The following is a 21,600-nucleotide window of genomic DNA, read 5'->3' as shown; positions in this document are numbered from 1 at the left end:
CGGGAGCCTGCCCTGTCCTGTCAGGAGGCACGGCTGTAGCGCACGCCTTCCGGCATATGGGCGTCAAACCCGCTGGCGATAATCCGGGTCAGCGCCCTGCCTTCGGGAGCAATCTCCAGCGCTTCGCTGGTCAGCGCAACATAATCCCCGAATTGTTCCGCTGTCCGGGCCAGGCCGGCCTCCAGCCGATCCGCAATTCCGCCGAAGCGCTGCCGCAGCTCATCCCTGTCCAGCCGGAAACCGCACATCAGCATCTCGATCGCACGGCCGCGCATCAGGTCTTCTTCGCTCATCACATGGCCGCGCGCGCCCGCCAGCTGGCCCGACTCGATCCGCTGCACATAGGCAGGCGTTGCCGCGGCATTCTGGACATAACCGCCAGCGAAACGGGAAATCGAAGATGCCCCGAACCCGATCAGCGACGGGCATGTGTCATCGGTGTAGCCCTGGAAATTGCGCCGCAGATGACCGCTGCGGGCCGCGCGTTCCAACCCATCTCCGGGCTTGGCAAAATGGTCGATCCCAATCGCTGCATATCCAGCCGCCGCAAAGGCCTCTGCCGCTTGACCGGCAAGATGGAACCGGGCGATGTCATCCGGCAAGGCCTCCTCTTTGATCAGCTTTTGCCGCTTGGCCACCCAAGGCACATGCGCATATCCGAACAGGGCGAGCCGGTCCGGACCCAGGCTCAGCACCTTTTGCACTGTATCTGCGAACCGCGCCGGGGTCTGATGCGGCAGCCCATAGACCAGATCCGCATTGAGCGAAGTGATTCCCGCGGCGCGCAGGTCGTCCACACAGGTCCTTGTCACCTCAAACGGCTGCGCCCGTCCGATTGCCTGCTGCACCAGCGGGTCGAAATCCTGGATACCGATGCTGGCCCGGCTCATGCCCTCCGCAGCCAGCGCCGCAATCTTGTCCCGGTCCACCATCGTCGGGTCGATCTCCACCGAGAACTCCCAGTCGTCTGTCTGCGGGAAAACCGCCTTTACCGCTTTCGCCAGGCGGTGAATCAGATGCGGCGGCAGAATGGTCGGTGTGCCTCCGCCCCAGTGCAGCCGCCCCATCTGCAGCCCTTCCGGCAGCAGCGGCGCCACCAGCTTCAGTTCCTGCTCCAGTGTGCCGATGTAGCTTTCCACCGGGCTTAGCGTCTGGGTGCCTTGTGTGCGGCAAGCACAGAACCAGCAAAGCCTCTCGCAGAACGGAATATGCAAATAGACGGAAACCGGCACATCCGGATCCAGCGCTTGCAATTGGCGGGCTTGTTCCTGGGCGCCCACCGACGGAGTAAAGACCGGCGCGGTCGGATAAGAGGTATAGCGGGGCACCCGGCTGTCGAACAGCCCAAGAGCTTGGAGGCGGTCAATCTGTTTCATGACTGTCCTATGCCTGTTTAACGGCCCCGCCACTTTGCGCAGGATCAAACCGATGGCCTGAGTTATCCATTCCGGCTTTTCCGCGTTTCCCATCAACACACTGGTTTCAATTGAAAATTCCCTGCATACGCTGATTTTCCGGAAAATCGGCAAAGACGCGCATTTTCCATTTGACGCTGCCTGCGACTCTGCTTATACGCCCTCCTCACGACACCTGCCCAGGTGGCGGAATTGGTAGACGCGCTAGCTTCAGGTGCTAGTGTCCGTATGGACGTGGAGGTTCGAGTCCTCTCCTGGGCACCATTTCCCAAGATATATACGCCAGTCCGGGATGCCCCGTTCCGCAGCACGGCTAAGCGCACCTGTAAACCAGCCTGCCCCGGCGCAGTTGAGTTTGACGGCCAAAGCGCCTATCTCCTGTCCAGCACCAGCCGGCGCGGTGAATATCAAAAGGGAACCCCTGTGGCCAACCACCTGTACAAGAACGACCTGCCCGACGGGCTGGACCTTGGTCCTGTTGTGGCCATTGATTGCGAAACCATGGGTCTGAACCCGCACCGCGACCGGCTTTGCGTGATCCAGATGTCCGGCGGCGACGGCGACGCCCATATCGTGCAGGTGGCCAAGGGCCAGACCGAAGCTCCCAATCTCTGCCGGATGCTGGAAGACCCCAATGTCCTGAAACTGTTCCATTTCGGCCGGTTCGATATTGCCGCCATGTATAATGCTTTTGGCGCCCTGGCGGCGCCGGTTTATTGCACCAAGATCGCCAGCCGCCTGGTGCGCACCTATACCGACCGGCACGGGCTCAGAAACCTGACCCAAGAACTTCTCGGCGTCGACATCTCCAAGCAGCAGCAGATGAGCGACTGGGGTGCCGAAGAGCTGACCGATGCCCAGCTCGATTATGCCGCCTCGGACGTGCTGCACCTGCACAGGCTGCGCGAGGCGCTGGACAAGCGGCTCGCCCGCGAAGACCGCACCGGAATGGCCCAGGCCTGTTTCGATTTTCTTCCCATGCGCGCCAGGCTGGATCTCGCCGGCTGGCCCGAAACTGATATTTTTGCACACTCATGACCAATACAGAAAAATTCCTTTCTACCGCCCGCCAGGTGATCGCTGATGAAGCCAAGGCGCTGGACGCTCTGGCAGACAGCCTGGACAACCGCTTTGCCGAAGCGGTGCAGCTGATCCTCGGGGCAAAGGGCCGCATCATCGTCAGCGGCATCGGCAAATCCGGCCATATCGGCCACAAGATCGCCGCCACCCTCGCCTCCACCGGCACCCCCGCCTATTTCGTGCATCCGGCCGAGGCCAGCCACGGCGACCTTGGCATGCTGTCCGAGGGCGATGTGGTGCTGGCGATCTCCAACTCCGGAGAGGCGCCGGAACTGGCCAACCTGCTCGTCTTCACCCGCCGCTTCGGCATTCCCCTCATTGGGCTGTCCAGCAAGTTGGACAGCACCCTGATGAAACAGGCGGATGTGCATCTGCAGATCCCCTCGCTGGGTGAAGCCTGCGGGTTTGGCATGGTGCCGTCGATCTCAACCACTCTAACCCTGGCGATGGGCGACGCGCTGGCGATTGCGCTGATGAAACACCGGGATTTCCGCCCGGAGAATTTCCGCGACTTCCATCCGGGCGGCAAGCTGGGCGCACAGCTCAGCAAAGTGCGCGACCTGATGCACGCCGGCGAGGCCCTGCCGCTGGTCCCCGAGGCCACGCCGATGCCCGATGCGCTGATCGAGATCAGCCAGAAAGGCTTTGGTGTTGCCGGCGTTGCCGCAGCAGACGGTTCCCTGGCCGGCATCATCACCGACGGCGACCTGCGCCGCCACATGGACGGGCTGTTGGAAAAAACCGCCGCGGAAGTCATGACCGCGGGCCCGGCCACAATCGCTCCTGGCGCCATGGCCGAAGAAGCGGTCGCCGTGATGAACCAGCGCAAGATCACCTGCCTGTTTGTGGTGGATCCGGAAAACGGCGGCAAGGCCGAGGGGCTGCTGCACATCCACGACTGCCTGCGCGCAGGCTTGGGCTGACGCGGGCCGGAGTTTCAGGACTATGGACAGCTACTCCAGAGCCGTTGCCTATCTCAAGGTGTTGCTGCCGTTGGCGGCCCTGGTTCTGATGTCCACCCTGTTCCTGATCTCGCGCGGCGTGAATACGGACGCGGTGATCCCCTTTGCCCAAAAGGAGATCGAGGACAGGATGAAAGGCCAGCAGATCACTGCGCCGTTCTTCTCCGGCACCACCGCGCAGGGCGACGAGATCATGGTCACCGCCTCGCTGGCCCGTCCCGGCGGCGCCGGCTCCCCGGCGATTGCCAGCGATCTCGCTGCCGAGATCAATCTGGCCGATGGCGGGCAGATCACCCTCGCCTCCAAGACCGGCGCCATTCATCCCGGCCAGGACACCGCGCAGTTCACCGGAAACGTGACCATTACCTCCGCCGACGGGCTGCTGGTCGAGACCGAAGAGCTGAACACCGCGCTCAGCGGGCTGGAAGCGGAAAGTCCCGGCCCGGTCCGCGCCAGCGGCGCAATTGGCAAGCTGACCGCAGGTAATATGCGCATCGGGGTGAAAACCGAGGGCGGCCCGGTCCATATGCTGTTCAAAAACGGGGTGAAGCTGCTATATGATCCCCAGAAACCGGAAAGATAACCTGTGTCCTATTTGCGCGCCCTGATATTCTGCCTGCCGCTGGCAATGCTTCCCGGCCTTGCTGCTGCGCAGACGGCCTCCGTCGCTTTTGGCGCGGTCAAATCCGATCCCAGCCAGCCCGTCGAGGTCACTGCTGACAATCTGGCGGTGAACCAATCCGACGGCTCTGCCGAGTTTACCGGCAATGTGCTGATCGTTCAGGGCATCATGCGGCTGTCGGCCGACAAGGTACTGGTGATCTACAAGACCGCGGATGATAGCGGCGCCAAGGCCGGCATCGAACGGCTGGAGGCCACCGGCAATGTGGTTCTGGTCAGCGGCCCAGATGCAGCCGAGGCGCAGCGCGCCGAATACACCATCGACAAGGGCACTATCGTGATGACCGGCAATGTTCTGCTGAACCAGGAAGGCGGCACTCTGGCCTCGAACCGGCTGGAAGTGAACCTGACCTCGGGCACCGCGCAGATGGCAGGCCGGGTGAAAACCATCCTGAACCCGGACGGCGGCAGCAACTGATGGCGCGGCCGGATCTGACTGTTACCGAAGGCTCCTCCGGGCTGCGCATCGAGAAGCTGCGCAAATCCTACCGCAAGCGGGTGGTGATCCGCGACGTGTCGATGTCGCTGAAGCGCGGTGAAGTAGTGGCACTGCTGGGTCCCAATGGCTCCGGCAAGACCACCAGCTTCTACGCCATCGCCGGCTTGGTATTCCCCGAGGCCGGCACCGTCACCATAGACGGCCAGAACGTGACCGGCCTGCCGATGTACCGCCGCGCCCGGCTGGGCATCGGCTACCTGCCGCAGGAAATGTCGATCTTCCGCGGCCTGTCGGTCGAGGACAATATCTCTGCTGTGCTCGACATCTCGCAAAAGCACGAGCACAAACGCCGTGAGCGGCTGGAAGAGCTGCTGTCGGACTTCTCGATCGAGCACCTGCGCCGCGCCCCGGCCCTGGCGCTGTCGGGCGGCGAGCGCCGCCGGGTCGAAATCGCCCGCTGCCTGGCTGCCGATCCGAAGTACCTGCTGCTTGACGAGCCTTTTGCCGGCGTCGACCCGATTTCGGTCGGCGATATCCGCCATCTGGTGGCGGACCTGAAAAAGCGCGGCATCGGTGTTCTGATCACCGACCATAACGTGCGCGAAACGCTCGAGATCGTCGACCGCGCCTATATCCTGCACGACGGCCAGGTGCTGATGTCCGGCAGCCCCGAGGAAGTGGTGGAAAACGAAAACGTCCGCCGCGTCTACCTCGGCGACAATTTCCGGATTTCCTGACCCGCTCCGCCAATGGCGGGCAACCGGAAAAATATGCCTGAAACCCATGTTTCTTTTTTCCGGGATTCGCATTGACTCTCCCGGCCAGTTGCCGTCGAATTACCTCATGGCAAATGCGCACACCGATGCAAACCGCTTGATGGCCTTGGCAACAGGGCCTGCAGCGATGCAACCGGCCGCCTTGCCTGCCCCCCGGATCCGCATCTGACGTGACACTGCCAAGGATTGCCTTGGCAGCAGATTCGGCCGCAATAATTCGTGAAGGAGATCACATGCGTTACAAAATCAGCGGTAAACAGATCGACATCGGCGAAGCTCTGCAAACACATGTGCAGAACGAGCTGGGTTCGGTTGTTCAGAAGTATGCTGAACGGCCAACCGACGCCGCCGTGGTCTTTTCCCGTTCGGCGCATGAGTATGTATGTGAAACCACTGTGCATCTGTCCACTGGACTGACCGCCCAGGCCAAAGCACATGCGACGGAAATCTATGCTGCGTTCGAAGGCTGCTGCGAGAAAATGGAAAAGCAGCTGCGCCGCTACAAGCGCCGGTTGAAAGATCACCACAAGGACCGCAGCGAACCGGTTGAACATCTGGGCGCCAATTCGTATATCCTCGCATCTGAGGAAGCGGATACCGAGCCGGACTCGCTGCAGCCGATCATCGTCGCCGAAATGGAAACCCGGATTCCGTCGCTGTCGGTCGGGGAAGCGGTGATGCAGATGGAGCTTGCAGGGGCACCGGTTCTGGTCTTCCGTAACGAAGGCAAAGACGGGTTGAATGTGGTCTACCGCCGTGAAGACGGCAACATCGGCTGGATCGACCCGTGATCATCTAAGGTATCGGCGCCCCTGCGGGGCGCCGGAACGGAGCAGAAGAAATGCAGATTTCCAGCATCCTCAAGCCAGAGGCCGTCCGGGTAATCGGTGCGGCCTCCAGCAAGAAGCGCTTGTTCCAGGAAATCGCAGATGTTGCTCAGACCGCCTATGGGCTGGACGCCCAAGCCACGCTCGAGGCTTTGCTGGACCGCGAAAGCCTCGGCCCCACCGGGGTGGGCCATGGCGTTGCCCTGCCGCATGCCCGGCTGGACATGATCAGCGAGGTCTGCGGCATTTTCCTGATTCTGGAAAAGCCGCTGGATTTCGGAGCAGTTGACCGCCAGCCGGTGGACATCGCCTTTGCCCTGTTTGCACCGGAAGACGCCGGTGTCGAGCATCTGAAAGCCCTGGCGCTGGTGTCCCGCACTCTGCGCGAGCAGAGCTTCTGCACCAAGCTGCGCGCCAATCACGAGCCGGCAACCTTGTACACCATCCTGACCGAGGACCAGTCAGTTCAGGCTGCCTGACGTGCGATTTCCGGCCATCTGAAACCCAAACACCGCTTGCCGCCCGTCCGGTTGCGCCGTCTGCTTCCGGTGGCAGGATCTCCCGCCCGTCATCGGCCGCCTTCCGGCGGCACTCTTCCCGTTGGGCCAGGCACGCCTGAGAGCCTTCAGCTCACAGGCATGCAGCCGCGCTTCCCACTGCACCGCCGCATCTCTGCGCAAAGCCTGCCGCAATCACCGCGCCGCACTCCGTGCGGCGCCCGGCCCAAGGCCGTTGCGGATGTTTGGCTTGCCAAACTTCCGGCGGGCGCGGGAGCGCCTTGCTGGCAGAGACCGCAGCGGTCCGGGCAGGCCAGGTCAGGTCAGGTCAGTCCTGGCGCCAAGGACCAAAGCCAAAAGCCAGATAGTCGCGCTGGTACACCGCTGCAACCATCGCTTCCAGCTCCGCGTCATAGATATCGTTCAGCGTAAACGGAACGTCCGGCGCAGCAGCAGGCACCTCCCCCGGCTCCAGCCGCCCCAGTTTGCGCGCCAGTGCCGGAAGATCCTCTGCCATTTCCTCCTCGCGGATCAGAAGGTCCGGAGATCCGAGCTCGGCAAATCCTGCCAGAACCTGGCTCTGGCTGGCCCACTCCGGATCCACCCGCACCGAGGTCTGCCCAGCCAGATTGGCCCGCAGAAATGCCAAAAACCCGCAAAACGCTTCTCTGTGCTGCGGCAGGGAGTAGCCTCCGCCTGGACCGTTTTCCGGGATTTTCACTCCAAATTGACGCCGCAGCGTGTTGCGGACCGGTTTGTAACTGCCCTCTCCCGCCCGCAGAACGCGGCGGCAGAACACTGCATGCGCCCGTGCTGCCGGGTGGCGCAGCACCGTGAAGCTGCGGAAGCCCTTGTTGCCGCGTTTCCACTGCCGCAGCTGCTTCTGGTTCATGCCCTGGATCAGCCCGTCCGGCGCCACATGGTCCAGGCCTGCCATCCAGCGCGCCACCTCCGGCTCAGGCCCGCCCTTCAGCGGCAGGTACAGCAGCGGCGTCACCACGCCGGCAGCATAGCCGGGCACCGCCGGCCCCCGGCGCGGCTCGAAATTCGGCGTCCGTGTCAGGTTGAACCGGTCCATGCCGGCCAGCGCCTCCTGCACGTCATCAGGATTGGCGACCTTGGACAGCAGCGGCGCCGGGTTTTGCCGCTTGAGGCTCTCGTCCAGCGCCTCCAGCTGCTGCGGCACCCCAAGCCAGCGCGCCAGCCCGTTCATCACCTCCACGCTCTGCAAATCTTCGTAAGCCACATAAAACGCCGTCTGCCCCAGGCCCTGCAGCCGGTTCAGCAGCGTCACCTGGAAGTCCTGCAGCGCCTCCACATGCGCTGCAAACTCCGCTGCGTCAAACCGCACCTTGGCCTCCTTGCGGCGTTTCACATTGGTCAGCTTCCACTGGCCGGTTTCCTGAGCGATCTTCCAGGACACATAGCTGTCCAAAGGATTGCGGGTCAGCACGATCTTGCCGCAGCGCGGATCGTCCAGCATTGTATCCAGCACCCGCGGATCGTGATCGTGGAAATAGCGGAAGCCCCCCAGCACACCGGGCTGCGCCTTGATCTCCTGCAGCAGCCGCTCCGGGTCCGCCTCGCGCATGGGCTGGGTCACGCCAAGAATTTCGCTCTTGTTCGGATAGCCGATGAAATGCGGATTGAAGGCCTCGCCGTGGCAGATGAGTCCGTCAAAGGCGTTGAGGTTGGCCTCCAGGAAATTGGAACCGGTCCGCATTTCCGCAAAGACAGCAAAATAGTCAAAGGAAGAAGACATCAGGATTTATCGCACCAGATAGGGTTTGCGCGGCGGCTTTGGCATGCTGACCGGACCATGCTCAACCGGGAAGTCCCCCATCAAATAAGGATGCATGCCCTGGTTCTTCAGATTCTGCAGGAATTGCCCGAAACCTTCAAGATCGGTCATTTTCGGCGCCTCGCTCAGGTGACGGGCTGCCAGCGGCCCGATTTCGTCAATGATCGTTTGCAGCGGTTCCATCGGAGCCTCTGCAAACTCCGCCATCGGCCAGATCCGCACCCGCGCCTTGGTCCATTGCGACCGCAGCACTTTCAGCTGCTCGGCCTCGATCCGCTGCAGCCGGGCGGCTTCCTGCCGCAGCTCGGTGAAATTACGGTTGGATTTGAACAGAGGCACGGCCCATGCACCGCTAATCACCGAAATCTGCACGTTGGAATCCCGGGCTATCAGCCAGTTCACCGCCTGATTGTCGCGGGGCCCGAATTGGAAGCACTGGCGTTCGCCCCGGGTGTTCCAGATCAGGCTGGTGAGAAAACTCTCGGGGTTATAGTCGCGCACCTTGGCGCTGCCGTTGAGGCAGCCGTTGAGCAGGGTCTGGCCTTCCGAGAATGCCGCCCCTTCGGGTGCAAAGATATGGCCATGCACCCGGGCGCCGGTTGTTCTGGCCAGCCAGGTCTCAAAATCCTCAAACAGCTCGGTAAAGCCCTGGAACACGGAATAGGGGCTGGAGGTGATGCCGTTCTCCGAACCATGCCCGGGAAAGCGGCTCTGCATGTAGAGGCCGGGGCGGCCGCGTGTGCGCCGCTCTACGGCCTTGGCAAAGATCCGGTCGATCTTGCCGGGGTTTGGCTCGGTCCGCTTCATCGCTCCGGCCGGGTCGGTCAGGAAAGCCTGGTACAGCCGTTCCGCATGCGGCCAGATCTTGCGGGCGACAAAACAGTCGGACCGTCGCAACAGCTGCAGGTGATCGTCATAGAAAATATGCGGCTTGCCCTGGAAATCGAATTTCGACAGCGTCAGCGAGCGGCTCTCGATATTGCTGGAACACTGCCGCACCAGCGTCTGAAAGTAGCTTTCATCCGGAATCCAAACCTTGCGGAAGTAGGCATCATAAACCGGGCGCTCCGGGTCCTCCAGGATCGCAGACAAGGTCTGCCGGGTCAGGCACCACCACTGGCTGCCCATATGCGGCACCAGCCCGGGCGGGATCCGGCGCTTGAACCGCAGCTTGCGCTGCAAGTTCACGTAACGGTCGAAAAGGTAACGGTTCTTCTTCCAGGAGAACGGGAACCGCAGGGTAAAGCGCTCATGGCTGAGGCCGCCGACAATCCACGGCACATCTGCGGTGGTGGCGCTTTCGATGAAATCGGTGCGCGGGCGGGCGGCAAGGTAATCAATCAGCTCTTCGATCGGCCGCAAAGGCAGGCAGGACCCCGAAGCGAGATAGACATGGCGGACGCCCGGGAACTGCGCCAGCATCACCTCGGACGCGGACTGCGAGGCTGCAACAATGCCCCAGGTGCCCCACTCGCAGCGGTGGCGGGCAGAGAAGCGCACCAGCGGTTCATCAGCCAGCGACTCTCGGAACCGGGTGAACACCCGGGGGTCCACGTTGCGGTCCACATGCAGGACCACCGGGCAGCCGCTGGCGGTCCAATGCCGTACCACCTGCGCCGCCCGCTCCAGCGCCGTGTGCACCAGCATGACCACCCCGACCGTGCTCATGCCCAGTTCCCCTTGGACATCAGCCCCAGAATCTCAAGCTGGCGCCAGTTGATGTATTTCTCGCTCCATTTGCACCACAGCTCCGGCTGCTCCGCCAATCCGCCTGCATAGGCCTTGTATTCCACCGACCCGGCATAATGCTGCCCCCGGACCAGTTCCTCCTGCGCTTTGGCGGTGAACGTATCCAGGAACTTGGTGTGCAGCAGCGCGCCGCTGGCCTTCTCGCCGCCATCCGCCTCATAGACCTGGTTCAGCCCGCGCGGCAGCAGCGCATGGGTCGAGCTCGCATAGGCAAAGCGCCGGTGCCATTTGACCAGCGGTATCTTGTTCAGCGCCGGCGCCTTCTGCGGCTGGTCGGCAAAGAACACCCGCGCCCGCGGCCCGCCCTGAATCCACAGGTTGCCGTATTCCGGGTTGCGGGAGATCATGTAATTGCCGCTGTCGAACCAATGGGCGATATCCAGCGGATTCTGCCCTGCCTGATACGGCACCTCGCCGATCCGGCCCTTGGGATAGACGTCGATCAGCATCGCCGAAAAGCTGCGGATCGCGGAATTGTCCAGCCAGTCGGTCAGCGCCCGGATCGGCCTTGTATCGCAGAACGGGTAGATAAAGAACTCATCCGGATCGACCACCAGCACCCAGTGGCCGTGCGCGTATTTGCGCTTGAGATAGTTCATCCAGTCGATGCCGAACCCCGCCCGCTTATAGCTGGCGGTCGTCTGCCACAGCGACACATCCGCCATTCCGCGCAGGTAGTCGGCAGTGCCATCGGTGGAACCATTGTCCACGAACAGGAAATGATTGATCCCCATGCCGCGGTAATACTGCAGGAAATAGGGCAGCCGGATCTGTTCGTTGCGCATGGTGCAGACCAACAGGATGTCACCGGGCCGGATCGACCCCGTATGATCCTGCACCGGGGTGAGTTCACCGGATTTGCGCACCGCGCGCACAAGCCGCCGCTTGCGCCGCAACCGCATCCGGTAAGAATCCCAAAGCCCCACGTTTACTCCAAATCATCTCTCAAGGAGCGCACCCGCCTGGCCGGTCCGTCCCGGACCTGTCGCAAGCTTCCGCACAATATGTCACGGGTGCACTGTATTAACAACGAATTTAGAAACAGTTACACGGAGCTACGGTCCCGCTGCAACAGTGCCGTTGCAGCAGATGTCTCACTCTGGGCCTCACCAAGCAGCAGGCTGCATCAGCCCCAGCTCCGCCAGCTGCCCGGGGCCCCGGTACCGCACCGACCCGGCATGCCACAAATCCGGAGCCTCCGTAATGCGGTCGTAGTAGGCATCAAACTGCTGCGGCGTGTGAAAATGCTGCCCGCGCTGTTTTTCCGTTGCCGATTTGGAAACAATTTCGGGCAGGAACTTGGTGTGCAGCAGCACCCCCGAAGGCGCCGCGCCGCCCGGTCCCCTGTACAGCGCATTCAGCGCCGGCGGCAGCAGCGAATGAGTAGAGTTGATATAGGCATAGCGGCGGTTCCAGCGGATCAGCGGGATCTTGTTCAGCGTTGGCGACCGCTCCGGCTGGGCCTGAAAGAACATCCGCTCCCGGGCACCGCCCTGCACCCACAGATTGCCTGCCGGGTGCTGCCGGACCGCCCTGTAAGGCCCGGCATCAAACCATTGCAGCACCTCGCAGGGGTCCTGCCCCGGCGCATAGCTTTGCGTTCCCAGCGGTCCCTTGGGATAGAGGTCCAGCATCAAAGCGCCAAAACCCGGCTGGCCGCGGCGCTCCAGAACCTCAGTCAGCTGCGGCAGCCCGTGCTGTTCCATGCCGGAGTAGACCAGCAGTTCGTCCGTATCCACCGTCAGGCACCAGCGCCCGTGCCCATAGCGGATCAGCAGCCAGCCCAGCCAATCCAGGCCAAAGCGGGTCTCACGGTAACTCGCCGAAGTCTGCCACAGCGACACATCCGGCTGCGCCGCCAGCAATTCGGTGCTGCCGTCATCGCTGCCGTTATCCACTGCCAGAAAATGCACGGCACCCAGGCGGCGGTAGTGCTCCAGGAAATACGGCAGCCGGGTGATCTCGTTGCGCAGGACGGTAAAGACGAGCACCCCGCCGCCGGGAATCTGCGCGGTCCGGTTCGCAACTTTGGCCAGCTGGCGGCGGGCCCGCAGGCTCCGCCATAGCATCCGCCGCCGCTTCCACCGCATCCGGTAGGCCCCGGTCAGGCCCAGCGGCGGCAGGTCAGGAGCGGCGGGGCCTGTCATGCTCAGCCCTCGTAGTGGCCTGTCTTATGCCACTTCCAGGCGTCGGCAATCATTACCTCCAGCGTCGACCGCTGCGGCTCCCAGCCCAGGTCGGTCACCGCCCGGGTCGAGCCCGAAACCAGTTTGGTGCAGTCCCCCGCCCGGCGCTCGCCAGTGTTGCAGGGCACCTTTTGCCCTGTCACGGCTTCCGCCTTGTCCATCACCTCGCGGACAGAAAAGCCTGAACCGGTGCCCAGGTTGAACACCTGGCTGCCCTTGCCCGCTTCCAGCCATTTCAGGCCCAGCACATGCGCATCCACCAGATCGCAGACATGCACGTAATCGCGGATGCAGGTGCCGTCCGGCGTGTCGTAGTCGGTGCCGAAGATGGTCAGCGCATCACGCTTGCCCGCAATCGCATCCAGCACCAGCGGCACCAGATGGGTCTCGGGGCGGTGGAACTCGCCCACCTCAGCCTCGGGGTCCGCTCCCGCCACGTTGAAATAGCGGAAGATCACCGAGCGCAGCCCATGCGCAGCGCCGAAATCCTTGAGGATATCCTCCACCGCGCGCTTGGACGCGCCATAGGCGTTCAGCGGCAGCTGCGGGGTGTTTTCGTCCAGTACCACATTGTCGTGCTCGCCATAGGTGGCACAGGTCGAGGAGAACACGAAGTCCAGGCAGCCCGCTGCAACCGCAGCTTCGATCAGGTTCAGCGAACCGCCGGTGTTGTTGGCCCAGTAGCGGCCCGGCTCGCTCATCGCTTCGCCAACCTGGCTGAGCGCCGCAAAATGCATCACGGCGGCGGGCTGGTACTTGGCAAAAACTTCGTCCAGCCGGGCGCGGTCATTCAGGTCGCCCTTCTCGAAGGGGCCGAATTTCACCGCATCCTGCCAGCCGGTCACCAGATTGTCGTAGGTTACAGGGGTATAGCCCGCCGCCTTCAGCGCCTTGCAGGCATGCGAGCCAATATAGCCGGCGCCGCCGGTCACGAGGATATTTGTCACTGTCTCTGCCCCATGCAGGGCCGCCCCGGCAGGGCGGCCAAAGGTTTTACTGGGCGGCTTTGCCGACCTGGGCGATCTCGGAAATATAGCTCATCAGATCGTCCCGCAGTTCATCCCGCGCCAGAGCAAAGGCAACGGTCGCCTGCAGAAAGCCCGCCTTAGAGCCGCAGTCGAACCGCTGGCCGCGGAAGCGGTAGCCGTAAACCGGCACGTCCTGGGCGATGTCCTCGGCAATTGCGTCGGTCAGCTGGATCTCGCCGCCGGCACCCGACTTCATCTTGTTCAGGTTCTTCAGAACCGAAGGCGACAGGATATAGCGGCCGATCACCGCCAGATTCGACGGGGCCTCCTCAGCCTTCGGCTTTTCCACCATGCCATTGGCAGAAACCACCTGGCCCATGTCGTCCTTCACGTCCAGAACGCCGTAGGCGGAGGTCTTCTCGGGCGGCACTTCCATCGCCGCGACCATGTTGCCGCCGGTTTCCTCATAGGCCTCGACCATCTGCTGCAGGCAGGGCTTTTCGGCTGCAATCACGTCGTCCGGCAGGATCACCGCAAAGGGCTCATTGGCGATCAGGCGGCGGGCGCACCAGACAGCATGGCCCAGGCCCAGCGCCTTGTGCTGACGCAGATAGGCAATGGCGCCGGATTCCATATTGGTGCTCTGGAGCACTTCCAGCAGCTCATCCTTGCCCTTTTTGCGCAGCTCCTGCTCCAGCACCGGCGAGTGGTCGAAATAGTCTTCCAAAGCCCCCTTGCCGCGCGAAGTGACAAAGATGAACTCCTTGATCCCGGCTGCGCGCGCCTCGTCGATGGCGTATTGCACCAGCGGCCGGTCGACCAGGGTCATGATCTCTTTCGGAACGGATTTCGTTGCGGGCAGGAACCGGGTTCCCAGGCCTGCAACCGGAAAAATTGCTTTGGTTACTTTTCTGCGCATAGCGTTCTCTCAATACTCAAATCCCGGGGCCGGCGGCTGTCTCCCGCGCAGGGCGCAAGACGTCTGGCGCGCATCATGCCCGGGTTTCTCCAACAAATTGTAAAGCAGCTGCCTGCCGCAGCCCGCTGCCGCGGCCCTGTATCAGCTTTTGCCCTCATTACCATCTTCCAGTCACTCGTGCCCCATCTTCTTCATCATCGCTTCCAGCCGCGGCACATCCTCGGGATTGTTCAGCTCCCAGAATTCCCGCCCGCGCGCCTCAACTTCCACGCACAGCACCTTGCGGCCGTTCTCCAGGAAGCGCAGCTGTTCCAGCCCTTCCAGGCTTTCCAGCGGCCCGGTCTCCCAGTCAGGATACGCTGCCAGCGCATCCGGACGGTAGGCATAGACGCCGACATGGTGGTAGACCGGCGTATTTTCGCCATCTCCGTAGGTTTCGCCGCAATAGGGCACCACCTCTTTGGAGAAGTAGAGCGCACTGCGGTCTTCGGCAAATACCGCGGTGGTGCCGCCGACCCGGCCGGCCTTGCGGTCGGCCAGAAGGCTGTTCAGCGTTTCGCCGTTGCAGCGCAGGACCGGTGTTGCCAGCCCCATGCCCGGCGCCGCGCGCAGGCCCGCCACCAGGTCCTCGACAAACCAATGCGGGGTCAGCGGCGCATCGCCCTGCAGGTTTACGACAATGTCATAGCCGCCGCCCAGCGCCGCATGCGCTTCGGCACAGCGTTCGGTGCCATTGGCGCAGGTTTCCGAGGTCATAACCACCTCGGCGCCAAACCCCTCGGCAGCGTCTTTGATGCGATCGTCATCCGTCGCCACCACAACCCGGTCCACGCCCTGGACCGAGCAGGCCGCCCGCCAGGAACGCTCGACCAGCGTGCGTTTCTCGCCAGTGGCGCCGGTCAGCGGCACCAGCGGCTTGCCGGGATAGCGGGTTGAGGCATAGCGGGCGGGGATGACGATCAGGACAGACATTCAGGCTTTCTTCAGTTCCACGGCCGGTGCATAGGCGATGAAGAACGGGTTCGCATAGCCCTCTTTGCCATAAATCAGCGGGGAATGATCGTCAAAACGCACCACATTGCCGCCAGCCCCTGCGAGCACCGCGTGACCGGCAGCGGTGTCCCACTCCATGGTGCGGCCGACGCGCGGGTACAGATCCGCCTCGCCGGTGGCCACCAGGCAGAACTTCAGCGACGAGCCGGCGCTCTTGCTGTCCTTGACGCTGTACTTGCCGATGTAGTCGTCGGTGGCCTGGTCGCGGTGCGATTTCGACGCCACCACCATCAGGGCGGAATTATCGCTGTCTGCCACCCGGATCGGGCGGGTCTCGCCGATCGCCGCGGGATCAAAGGCGCCGGTCTCTTCGACCGCGCTGCCGTCGGCCAGGGTAAAGAACATGCGCTGCTTGGCCGGTGCATAGACCACGCCGCGGGTCGGCACGCCTTTTTCGACCAGCGCGATATTGACCGTAAAGTCGCCGCGGCGGTGGATGAACTCCTTGGTGCCGTCCAGCGGATCGACGATCAAGAAGGTGTCGCCGCGCTCCTTATGCGAGGCCGACTGTTCCTCGGTCACCAGCATCATGTCAGGGAACGCTGCCCGCAGACCGGCCGAGATCAGCGCGTCTGCCGCTTCATCAGCCTCGGTCACCGGGCTTTCGTCGGATTTGACCTTCACGTCGAAATCGTCGGAGTTGTAGATTTCCATAATCTTTGCGCCGGCCTCGATGGCCAGGCGGCGGATCACGGGCACCAGGTCTTCATAAGTCACGCAGCTCTCCCTGATACAGGTTTAATTGAAAATTTGCCTGCTCCCCCTTATGATGCGCTGACAGCAGAACGGCAAGCAGCCGCATCAAATTCGAGCAGAGATTACAGGCCTCATGTTTCAGCAGCGCTCACAGCAATCCTGGTACTTCGGATTTATCCCCTTCGCCGAGGTGGTGTTTCACTCGGTGGTGCGCAGCGTCCGTTCCAAGCACAACAATGCATTTCTGGCCCTCGGCCTGAATATCCTCCAGGCCGTGCTCTTCGTGGGCGCGTTCTATGCCATGTTCTCCCTGCTCGGGCTGCGCGGCTCAGCCATCCGCGGCGATTTCCTGCTGTATGTGATGTCCGGTGTCTTTCTGTTCATGGTCCACACCAAGACGGTTGGCGCTGTTGCCAACGCCGAGGGGCCAAGCAGCCCGATGATGCAGCATGCGCCGATGAATACGATGGTGGCAATTGCGTCGGCGGCAATCGGCGCGCTCTATATTCAGGTGCTGTCGCTGTTCATCATCCTGTTTGTGTATCATGTCGCCTTTACGCCCGTGCACATCGAACAGCCCATTCCGGCTTTTGGCATGGTGCTGCTGTCCTGGATCACCGGGGCCGCGGTCGGGCTGGTGCTGCTGGTGCTGAAACCCTGGGCGCCCGGGCTGGTCAGCATCCTGACAATGATCTACCAGCGTGCCAATATGATCGCCTCGGGCAAGATGTTCCTTGCGAACACCTTGCCCAGTTTCATGCTGGCCATGTTCGATTGGAACCCGCTGTTTCACTGCATTGATCAGTCCCGCGGCTATGTCTTCATCAACTACAACCCGCATTTCAGCTCCTGGCAGTATGCCGCCTGGGTTGCCCTGATCCTGATCGTGATCGGCCTGATGGGCGAATTCTACACCCGCCGCCATGTCTCCATCAGCTGGAGCGCGCGGCGCTGACGTCAGGCGCAGCACAAGGTTTTTGAGTAAAACTCCCGGCAAAAGTTTTTGAAAACTTTTGGTCCGGCGCCCCTCAGGTCACCACGCGCAGTGTCAGATTGATCCTTCCCCCCTTGGGCAGCAGGCGGGAGGATTTGAACCGGATCCGGTCCACCCCGTGATACGCGAGCCGCGCCTCGCCCCCCATCACCACCACATCGCCCGAGTTCAGCCACACCGATTCGGTCCTGCCCCCGCGGGTGCGGTTGCCGATCCGGAACAACCCGTCGTCCCCCAGCGAAATGGACACCACGGGAAAGGAAAAATCCGCCTCGTCCTTGTCCTGATGCAGCCCCATCCGGGCTCCCTCGCCATAGTAGTTGAGCAGGCAGCACTCCGGCTGCCGCTCCAGCCCGGTCAGGTCCCGCCAGATGTCCAGAACCGCCTCAGGGATTGCCGGCCACTTCTGCCCCTTGGGGTGCTGCTCCGCATAGCGGTAGCCGGAACCATCGGAATACCAGCCGAACTGCCCCGCCGAAGTCATCCGCACCGACATCTGCCCGCCGCCCCGCACCTTGGGCGAAAACAGAGGCGCAGCTTTCAGCACCGGCCGCAAAGCCTCGATCAGCACCGCCTGGCGGGCGGGTTCCAAATAGCCCTTGCACACATCAAATCCGCGCACGCGCAGCAGGGTCATTGCCGTTCATCCATCCTTAACCATGACCCTTGCAAAAAAGCGCATCGATTCACGCATCACAGCCAATCTGGGCGCTTGCAGGGGCGTTTTCTGCTCCCTATATACGCCGGGACGCGGCAAGGTGCAGACCAAACCGCAACTTCAATCGGGGCCGGGATGCCGCAACGGGTTCAGGCCTCGGGTAATCGCCTTGAGTAGTAAAAGGGATCGAATATGAGCAAAGTTATCGGCATCGACCTGGGTACCACCAACTCCTGTGTGGCCATCATGGACGGCTCGCAGCCCCGCGTGATTGAAAACGCCGAGGGCGCGCGCACCACCCCGTCGATTGTTGCCTTCACCGACGACGAGCGTCTCGTCGGCCAGCCGGCCAAGCGCCAGGCTGTCACCAACCCCGACAACACCGTCTTTGGTGTGAAACGCCTGATCGGCCGCCGTAACGACGACCCGGCCGTCGCCAAAGACAAGAAAATGGTGCCCTTCGCCATCGTCAACGGCGGCAACGGCGACGCCTGGGTTGAAGCCAAGGGTGAGAAATACTCCCCGTCGCAGATCTCCGCCTTCACCCTGGGCAAGATGAAAGAGACCGCAGAATCCTACCTGGGCGAGGAAGTCACCCAGGCGGTTATCACCGTGCCGGCCTACTTCAACGACGCACAGCGCCAGGCCACCAAAGACGCCGGCAAGATCGCAGGCCTCGAAGTTCTGCGCATCATCAACGAGCCGACCGCGGCTGCGCTGGCTTATGGCCTCGACAAAGAAGACACCCAGACCATCGCGGTTTATGACCTCGGCGGCGGTACCTTCGACGTCACCATCCTGGAAATCGACGACGGCCTGTTCGAAGTGAAGTCGACCAACGGCGACACCTTCCTGGGCGGCGAAGACTTCGACATGCGCATCGTCAACTACCTGGCTGACGAGTTCAAAAAGGAAAACGGCGTCGATCTGTCCAAGGACAAGATGGCCCTGCAGCGTCTGAAAGAGGCCGCAGAGAAAGCCAAGATCGAACTCTCCTCCACCTCGCAGACCGAGATCAACCAGCCGTTCATCTCGATGGATCCCTCCTCGGGCCAGCCGCTGCACCTGGTGATGAAACTGACCCGCGCCAAGCTGGAAAGCCTGGTGGCTGACCTGATCAAACGCTCCATGGATCCGTGCAAGGCGGCTCTGAAGGATGCTGGCCTGTCCGCCTCCGACGTGGACGAGGTGGTTCTGGTCGGCGGCATGACCCGGATGCCGAAAGTCATCGAAGAAGTAACCAAATTCTTCGGCAAAGAGCCCCACAAAGGCGTGAACCCGGACGAAGTGGTTGCCATGGGCGCCGCCATCCAGGCCGGCGTTCTGCAGGGCGACGTCAAAGACGTGGTTCTGCTCGACGTGACCCCGCTGTCCCTCGGCATCGAAACCCTGGGTGGCGTCTTCACCCGTCTGATCGACCGCAACACCACTATCCCGACCAAGAAGTCGCAGGTGTTCTCGACCGCGGAAGACAACCAGAACGCCGTGACCATCCGCGTGTTCCAGGGCGAGCGTGAAATGGCAGCCGACAACAAGATGCTCGGCCAGTTCAACCTCGAGGAAATCCCGCCGGCGCCGCGCGGCATGCCGCAGATCGAAGTGACCTTTGACATCGACGCCAACGGCATCGTGTCGGTCGGCGCCAAAGACAAGGCGACCGGCAAGGAACAGCAGATCACCATCCAGGCCTCGGGCGGCCTGTCCGACGACGACATCGAAAAGATGGTCAAGGACGCCGAGGAGAACGCGGAAGCCGACAAGGAACGCCGCGAGCTGATCGAAGCCAAGAACCAGGCCGAATCGCTGATCCACTCCACCGAGAAGTCGGTCGAGGAGCACGGCGACAAGGTCGACCCGTCCACCATCGAAGTGATCGAACTGGCGGTTGCTGCGCTGAAGGACGATCTGGAAAACGAGAAATCGACCGCCGAGAAGATCAAATCCGGCATCCAGAATGTTACCGAAGCGGCGATGAAGCTGGGTGAAGCGATCTACAAAGCGCAGGCTGAAGCAGACGGCGACGACGAACCGGCAGCCGCAGATGAGGCCGCAGGCCCGGCCGACGACGACATCGTTGATGCCGAATTCGAAGACCTGGATAACGATAAGCGCTAAGCCTGAAACTCAGGCCATAGCGGGCCGGTCCGGACCCCGGACCGGCCCATTTTCGTTGCGGCAGATGGGGTAACCGATGTCAAAACGCGATTATTACGATGTTCTCGGGGTGGCCAAAGGCGCCTCCGCCGACGAGATCAAAAAGGGCTTTCGCAAGAAGGCCAAGGAACTGCACCCCGACCGGAACAAGGACAATCCGGACGCCGAGTCGCAGTTCAAGGAAGCCAACGAGGCTTATGACGTCCTGAAAGATGCCGAGAAAAAAGCGGCCTATGACCGCTTTGGCCATGCTGCCTTTGAAAACGGCATGGGCGGCGGCGGCCAGCGCGGCGGCGGCCAAGGTTTTGGCGGCGGCGATTTCTCCTCCGCTTTCTCCGACGTGTTCGACGACCTGTTCGGCGACTTCATGGGCGGCCAGCAGCGCGGCGGCGGACGGCAGCGGGCCTCCCGCGGCGCCGACCTGCGCTACAACCTGCGCGTCTCGCTCGAAGAGGCTTTTGGCGGCCTGCACAAGACCATCAAGGTTCCGACCTCGGTCTCCTGCACCTCTTGCGAGGGCACCGGTGCCGAAGGCGGCGTGGAACCCACCACCTGCCCGACCTGCTCCGGCATGGGCAAGGTCCGCGCGCAGCAGGGCTTCTTCACCGTTGAGCGCACCTGCCCGACCTGCTCGGGCCTGGGCCAGATCATCAAGAACCCGTGCAAGTCCTGCCACGGCCACGGCCGCGTCGAAAAGGACCGCTCGCTGTCGGTGAACATCCCGGCAGGCGTGGAAACCGGCACCCGCATCCGCCTGGCAGGCGAAGGCGAAGCCGGCCTGCGCGGCGGCCCTCCCGGCGATCTCTACATCTTTGTCGAGGTGACCCAGCACGCGCTGTTCGAACGCGACGGCAACAACCTTTATTGCCGCGTTCCCGTCAGCATGGCCAAAGCCTCGCTTGGCGGCTCGATCGAAGTGCCGACCATCGACGGCGGCCGCGGCCGTGTCCAGATCCCCGAAGGCAGCCAGTCCGGCCGCCAGATGCGCCTGCGCGGCAAAGGCATGCCCGCACTGCGCGGCGGCGCCACCGGCGACATGTTCATCGAACTGGCGGTGGAAACCCCTGTGAACCTCACCTCCCGCCAGAAAGAGCTTCTGCGCGAGTTCGAGGAGATCTCCGAGGAAAACACCAACCCCGAATCCCGCAGCTTCTTCTCTTCGGTGAAAAGCTTCTGGGATGGCATGAAGGGGTGAGGCCCGTCTGGGAAACCGTCCGGGGGACGGTTTCAGGGCCGAACGGGCGGAGCCCCGGGCGTTGCCAACTCTCTGGCTTTCTGAAAGCGTCCCAGCCGGGGCGCTTTCTTTTTAAGAAGGATCAGTAGTGGCCAAAAAAGAATGGAAGATCATCGACGGCAAAATCCCTGATGACGCCATGGCATTTTTGGAGGATGTCATCGCCAAGGGAAATGCTGCGTGGGACAAGCGCGTCAAGGAAGGAACCGTCGTACCACCCTGGCACGAGATACCGGGCTACGGCCGGGCTTCGATGTGCTGGCGTATGGGCGGCGGTGAAGATTACATGAGAAACTTCCGCGAGTGGTTCTCGGTCTTGGACCGCCATGACAGAGAAAAGTTTCAAACTGAGTTCCCGGAACCTCAGGATTGGTCAGGATTCTACGCTTCTATGCTGACTGGACCATAGGCCACTGCCCCTTCACACCCCATGCCGCACCGCTGCGGTGCACAAGAGGTGCACAGATGGTGCACACAGATCCCCCTCACTGCCGCCGCAAAGCAGCCCGCA

General features: G+C 62.3%; 21 protein-coding genes and 1 tRNA gene. 12 read left to right on the top strand and 10 right to left on the bottom strand.

Annotated elements, in window-relative coordinates:
• Positions 1–20: 20 nt before the first annotated feature.
• Positions 21–1,376: an oxygen-independent coproporphyrinogen III oxidase gene (gene hemN, locus RA19_RS11565; protein ID WP_039162665.1), complete on the bottom strand. Its 1,356-nt coding sequence runs from the start codon at positions 1,374–1,376 to the stop codon at positions 21–23.
• 216 nt (positions 1,377–1,592) lie between these two features.
• Between hemN and RA19_RS11560 the strand changes: the two genes are divergently transcribed.
• The 8 genes from RA19_RS11560 to RA19_RS11525 all read left to right on the top strand — a co-directional run bounded on the left by RA19_RS11560 (position 1,593) and on the right by RA19_RS11525 (position 6,659).
• Positions 1,593–1,679: transfer RNA gene (locus RA19_RS11560), tRNA-Leu, on the top strand.
• A gap of 159 nt (positions 1,680–1,838) precedes the next feature.
• Positions 1,839–2,453: a ribonuclease D gene (locus tag RA19_RS11555; RefSeq protein ID WP_039162663.1), complete on the top strand. Its 615-nt coding sequence runs from the start codon at positions 1,839–1,841 to the stop codon at positions 2,451–2,453.
• Positions 2,450–3,418 carry a KpsF/GutQ family sugar-phosphate isomerase gene (locus tag RA19_RS11550; RefSeq protein ID WP_039162661.1) on the top strand — a complete coding sequence of 323 codons (969 nt, stop codon included), beginning with the start codon at positions 2,450–2,452 and terminating at the stop codon, positions 3,416–3,418. The genes RA19_RS11555 and RA19_RS11550 overlap by 4 nt, the downstream gene beginning before the upstream one ends.
• A gap of 22 nt (positions 3,419–3,440) precedes the next feature.
• The gene (lptC, locus tag RA19_RS11545; RefSeq protein WP_039162659.1) at positions 3,441–4,040 is read left to right on the top strand and encodes an LPS export ABC transporter periplasmic protein LptC; all 600 of its coding nucleotides are present in this window, start codon (positions 3,441–3,443) and stop codon (positions 4,038–4,040) included.
• 3 nt (positions 4,041–4,043) lie between these two features.
• Entirely contained in the window at positions 4,044–4,556 is a 513-nt protein-coding gene (gene lptA, locus RA19_RS11540) for a lipopolysaccharide transport periplasmic protein LptA (RefSeq protein WP_039162657.1), read from the top strand.
• Positions 4,556–5,314, top strand: a complete 759-nt coding sequence (gene lptB, locus RA19_RS11535) for an LPS export ABC transporter ATP-binding protein (protein ID WP_039162655.1) — start codon at positions 4,556–4,558, stop codon at positions 5,312–5,314. The genes lptA and lptB overlap by 1 nt, the downstream gene beginning before the upstream one ends.
• A gap of 272 nt (positions 5,315–5,586) precedes the next feature.
• Complete coding sequence (gene hpf / locus RA19_RS11530) at positions 5,587–6,144, top strand: ribosome hibernation-promoting factor, HPF/YfiA family (RefSeq protein WP_039126662.1); 558 nt, start codon at positions 5,587–5,589, stop codon at positions 6,142–6,144.
• A 50-nt stretch (positions 6,145–6,194) separates the two neighbouring features.
• Entirely contained in the window at positions 6,195–6,659 is a 465-nt protein-coding gene (locus RA19_RS11525; RefSeq protein ID WP_039162653.1) for a PTS sugar transporter subunit IIA, read from the top strand.
• A 346-nt stretch (positions 6,660–7,005) separates the two neighbouring features.
• Here the strand turns inward: RA19_RS11525 and RA19_RS11520 are convergent, their stop codons facing one another.
• From RA19_RS11520 to cysQ, 8 genes are all read right to left on the bottom strand, one after another.
• The gene (locus RA19_RS11520) at positions 7,006–8,439 is read right to left on the bottom strand and encodes a sulfotransferase family 2 domain-containing protein (RefSeq protein ID WP_039162651.1); all 1,434 of its coding nucleotides are present in this window, start codon (positions 8,437–8,439) and stop codon (positions 7,006–7,008) included.
• A gap of 6 nt (positions 8,440–8,445) precedes the next feature.
• On the bottom strand, positions 8,446–10,146 hold the full coding sequence (locus tag RA19_RS11515) for a DUF5927 domain-containing protein (RefSeq protein WP_039162649.1): 1,701 nt from the start codon (positions 10,144–10,146) through the stop codon (positions 8,446–8,448).
• Positions 10,143–11,129, bottom strand: coding sequence for a glycosyltransferase family 2 protein (locus RA19_RS11510; RefSeq protein WP_039162647.1), 987 nt, complete (start codon positions 11,127–11,129; stop codon positions 10,143–10,145). The genes RA19_RS11515 and RA19_RS11510 overlap by 4 nt, the downstream gene beginning before the upstream one ends.
• A gap of 204 nt (positions 11,130–11,333) precedes the next feature.
• Positions 11,334–12,374 (bottom strand): glycosyltransferase family 2 protein, encoded by a 1,041-nt coding sequence (locus RA19_RS11505; RefSeq protein ID WP_039162645.1) that lies wholly within the window; start codon positions 12,372–12,374, stop codon positions 11,334–11,336.
• Between the two features lie 2 nt (positions 12,375–12,376).
• On the bottom strand, positions 12,377–13,360 hold the full coding sequence (gene galE / locus RA19_RS11500) for a UDP-glucose 4-epimerase GalE (protein WP_039162643.1): 984 nt from the start codon (positions 13,358–13,360) through the stop codon (positions 12,377–12,379).
• Positions 13,361–13,406: 46 nt separating this feature from the next.
• A complete protein-coding gene (gene galU / locus RA19_RS11495) occupies positions 13,407–14,300 on the bottom strand; it encodes a UTP--glucose-1-phosphate uridylyltransferase GalU (RefSeq protein WP_039162641.1) in 894 nt (297 codons plus the stop codon).
• 171 nt (positions 14,301–14,471) lie between these two features.
• Entirely contained in the window at positions 14,472–15,272 is an 801-nt protein-coding gene (locus RA19_RS11490) for a 3-deoxy-manno-octulosonate cytidylyltransferase (RefSeq protein WP_039162639.1), read from the bottom strand.
• Positions 15,273–16,070, bottom strand: coding sequence for a 3'(2'),5'-bisphosphate nucleotidase CysQ (gene cysQ / locus RA19_RS11485; RefSeq protein WP_039162637.1), 798 nt, complete (start codon positions 16,068–16,070; stop codon positions 15,273–15,275).
• 112 nt (positions 16,071–16,182) lie between these two features.
• Here cysQ and RA19_RS11480 point away from each other — a divergent pair, with 112 nt between their 5' ends.
• Positions 16,183–17,004, top strand: a complete 822-nt coding sequence (locus RA19_RS11480) for an ABC transporter permease (RefSeq protein ID WP_039162635.1) — start codon at positions 16,183–16,185, stop codon at positions 17,002–17,004.
• A 73-nt stretch (positions 17,005–17,077) separates the two neighbouring features.
• On the opposite strand, the gene RA19_RS11475 is transcribed toward RA19_RS11480, so the two are convergent.
• Entirely contained in the window at positions 17,078–17,680 is a 603-nt protein-coding gene (locus RA19_RS11475; RefSeq protein ID WP_039162633.1) for an alpha-ketoglutarate-dependent dioxygenase AlkB family protein, read from the bottom strand.
• A 213-nt stretch (positions 17,681–17,893) separates the two neighbouring features.
• Here RA19_RS11475 and dnaK point away from each other — a divergent pair, with 213 nt between their 5' ends.
• The 3 genes from dnaK (at position 17,894) to RA19_RS11460 (ending at position 21,498) form a co-directional block, all read left to right on the top strand.
• On the top strand, positions 17,894–19,816 hold the full coding sequence (dnaK, locus tag RA19_RS11470) for a molecular chaperone DnaK (RefSeq protein ID WP_039162631.1): 1,923 nt from the start codon (positions 17,894–17,896) through the stop codon (positions 19,814–19,816).
• A 76-nt stretch (positions 19,817–19,892) separates the two neighbouring features.
• Positions 19,893–21,050, top strand: coding sequence for a molecular chaperone DnaJ (gene dnaJ / locus RA19_RS11465; protein ID WP_039162629.1), 1,158 nt, complete (start codon positions 19,893–19,895; stop codon positions 21,048–21,050).
• Positions 21,051–21,177: 127 nt separating this feature from the next.
• The gene (locus tag RA19_RS11460; protein ID WP_039162628.1) at positions 21,178–21,498 is read left to right on the top strand and encodes a hypothetical protein; all 321 of its coding nucleotides are present in this window, start codon (positions 21,178–21,180) and stop codon (positions 21,496–21,498) included.
• Positions 21,499–21,600: the final 102 nt, after the last annotated feature.

The sequence above is a fragment of the Leisingera sp. ANG-M1 genome (assembly GCF_000813745.1).
Lineage (GTDB): Bacteria > Pseudomonadota > Alphaproteobacteria > Rhodobacterales > Rhodobacteraceae > Leisingera.
This window is presented reverse-complemented; position numbering and strand designations above follow the sequence as displayed.

What these genes read in the sequence shown, in the direction of transcription:
- galU (WP_039162641.1), bottom strand. Translation starts at nt 14,300, where the DNA reads ATGCGCAGAAAAGTAACCAAAGCAATTTTTCCGGTTGCAGGCCTGGGA.
- RA19_RS11475 (WP_039162633.1), bottom strand. Translation starts at nt 17,680, where the DNA reads ATGACCCTGCTGCGCGTGCGCGGATTTGATGTGTGCAAGGGCTATTTG.
- RA19_RS11490 (WP_039162639.1), bottom strand. Translation starts at nt 15,272, where the DNA reads ATGTCTGTCCTGATCGTCATCCCCGCCCGCTATGCCTCAACCCGCTAT.
- RA19_RS11505 (WP_039162645.1), bottom strand. Translation starts at nt 12,374, where the DNA reads ATGACAGGCCCCGCCGCTCCTGACCTGCCGCCGCTGGGCCTGACCGGG.
- RA19_RS11515 (WP_039162649.1), bottom strand. Translation starts at nt 10,146, where the DNA reads ATGAGCACGGTCGGGGTGGTCATGCTGGTGCACACGGCGCTGGAGCGG.
- lptC (WP_039162659.1), top strand. Translation starts at nt 3,441, where the DNA reads ATGGACAGCTACTCCAGAGCCGTTGCCTATCTCAAGGTGTTGCTGCCG.
- RA19_RS11525 (WP_039162653.1), top strand. Translation starts at nt 6,195, where the DNA reads ATGCAGATTTCCAGCATCCTCAAGCCAGAGGCCGTCCGGGTAATCGGT.
- dnaK (WP_039162631.1), top strand. Translation starts at nt 17,894, where the DNA reads ATGAGCAAAGTTATCGGCATCGACCTGGGTACCACCAACTCCTGTGTG.
- lptB (WP_039162655.1), top strand. Translation starts at nt 4,556, where the DNA reads ATGGCGCGGCCGGATCTGACTGTTACCGAAGGCTCCTCCGGGCTGCGC.
- RA19_RS11480 (WP_039162635.1), top strand. Translation starts at nt 16,183, where the DNA reads ATGTTTCAGCAGCGCTCACAGCAATCCTGGTACTTCGGATTTATCCCC.
- hpf (WP_039126662.1), top strand. Translation starts at nt 5,587, where the DNA reads ATGCGTTACAAAATCAGCGGTAAACAGATCGACATCGGCGAAGCTCTG.
- RA19_RS11520 (WP_039162651.1), bottom strand. Translation starts at nt 8,439, where the DNA reads ATGTCTTCTTCCTTTGACTATTTTGCTGTCTTTGCGGAAATGCGGACC.
- RA19_RS11510 (WP_039162647.1), bottom strand. Translation starts at nt 11,129, where the DNA reads ATGCGGTTGCGGCGCAAGCGGCGGCTTGTGCGCGCGGTGCGCAAATCC.
- RA19_RS11550 (WP_039162661.1), top strand. Translation starts at nt 2,450, where the DNA reads ATGACCAATACAGAAAAATTCCTTTCTACCGCCCGCCAGGTGATCGCT.
- hemN (WP_039162665.1), bottom strand. Translation starts at nt 1,376, where the DNA reads ATGAAACAGATTGACCGCCTCCAAGCTCTTGGGCTGTTCGACAGCCGG.
- dnaJ (WP_039162629.1), top strand. Translation starts at nt 19,893, where the DNA reads ATGTCAAAACGCGATTATTACGATGTTCTCGGGGTGGCCAAAGGCGCC.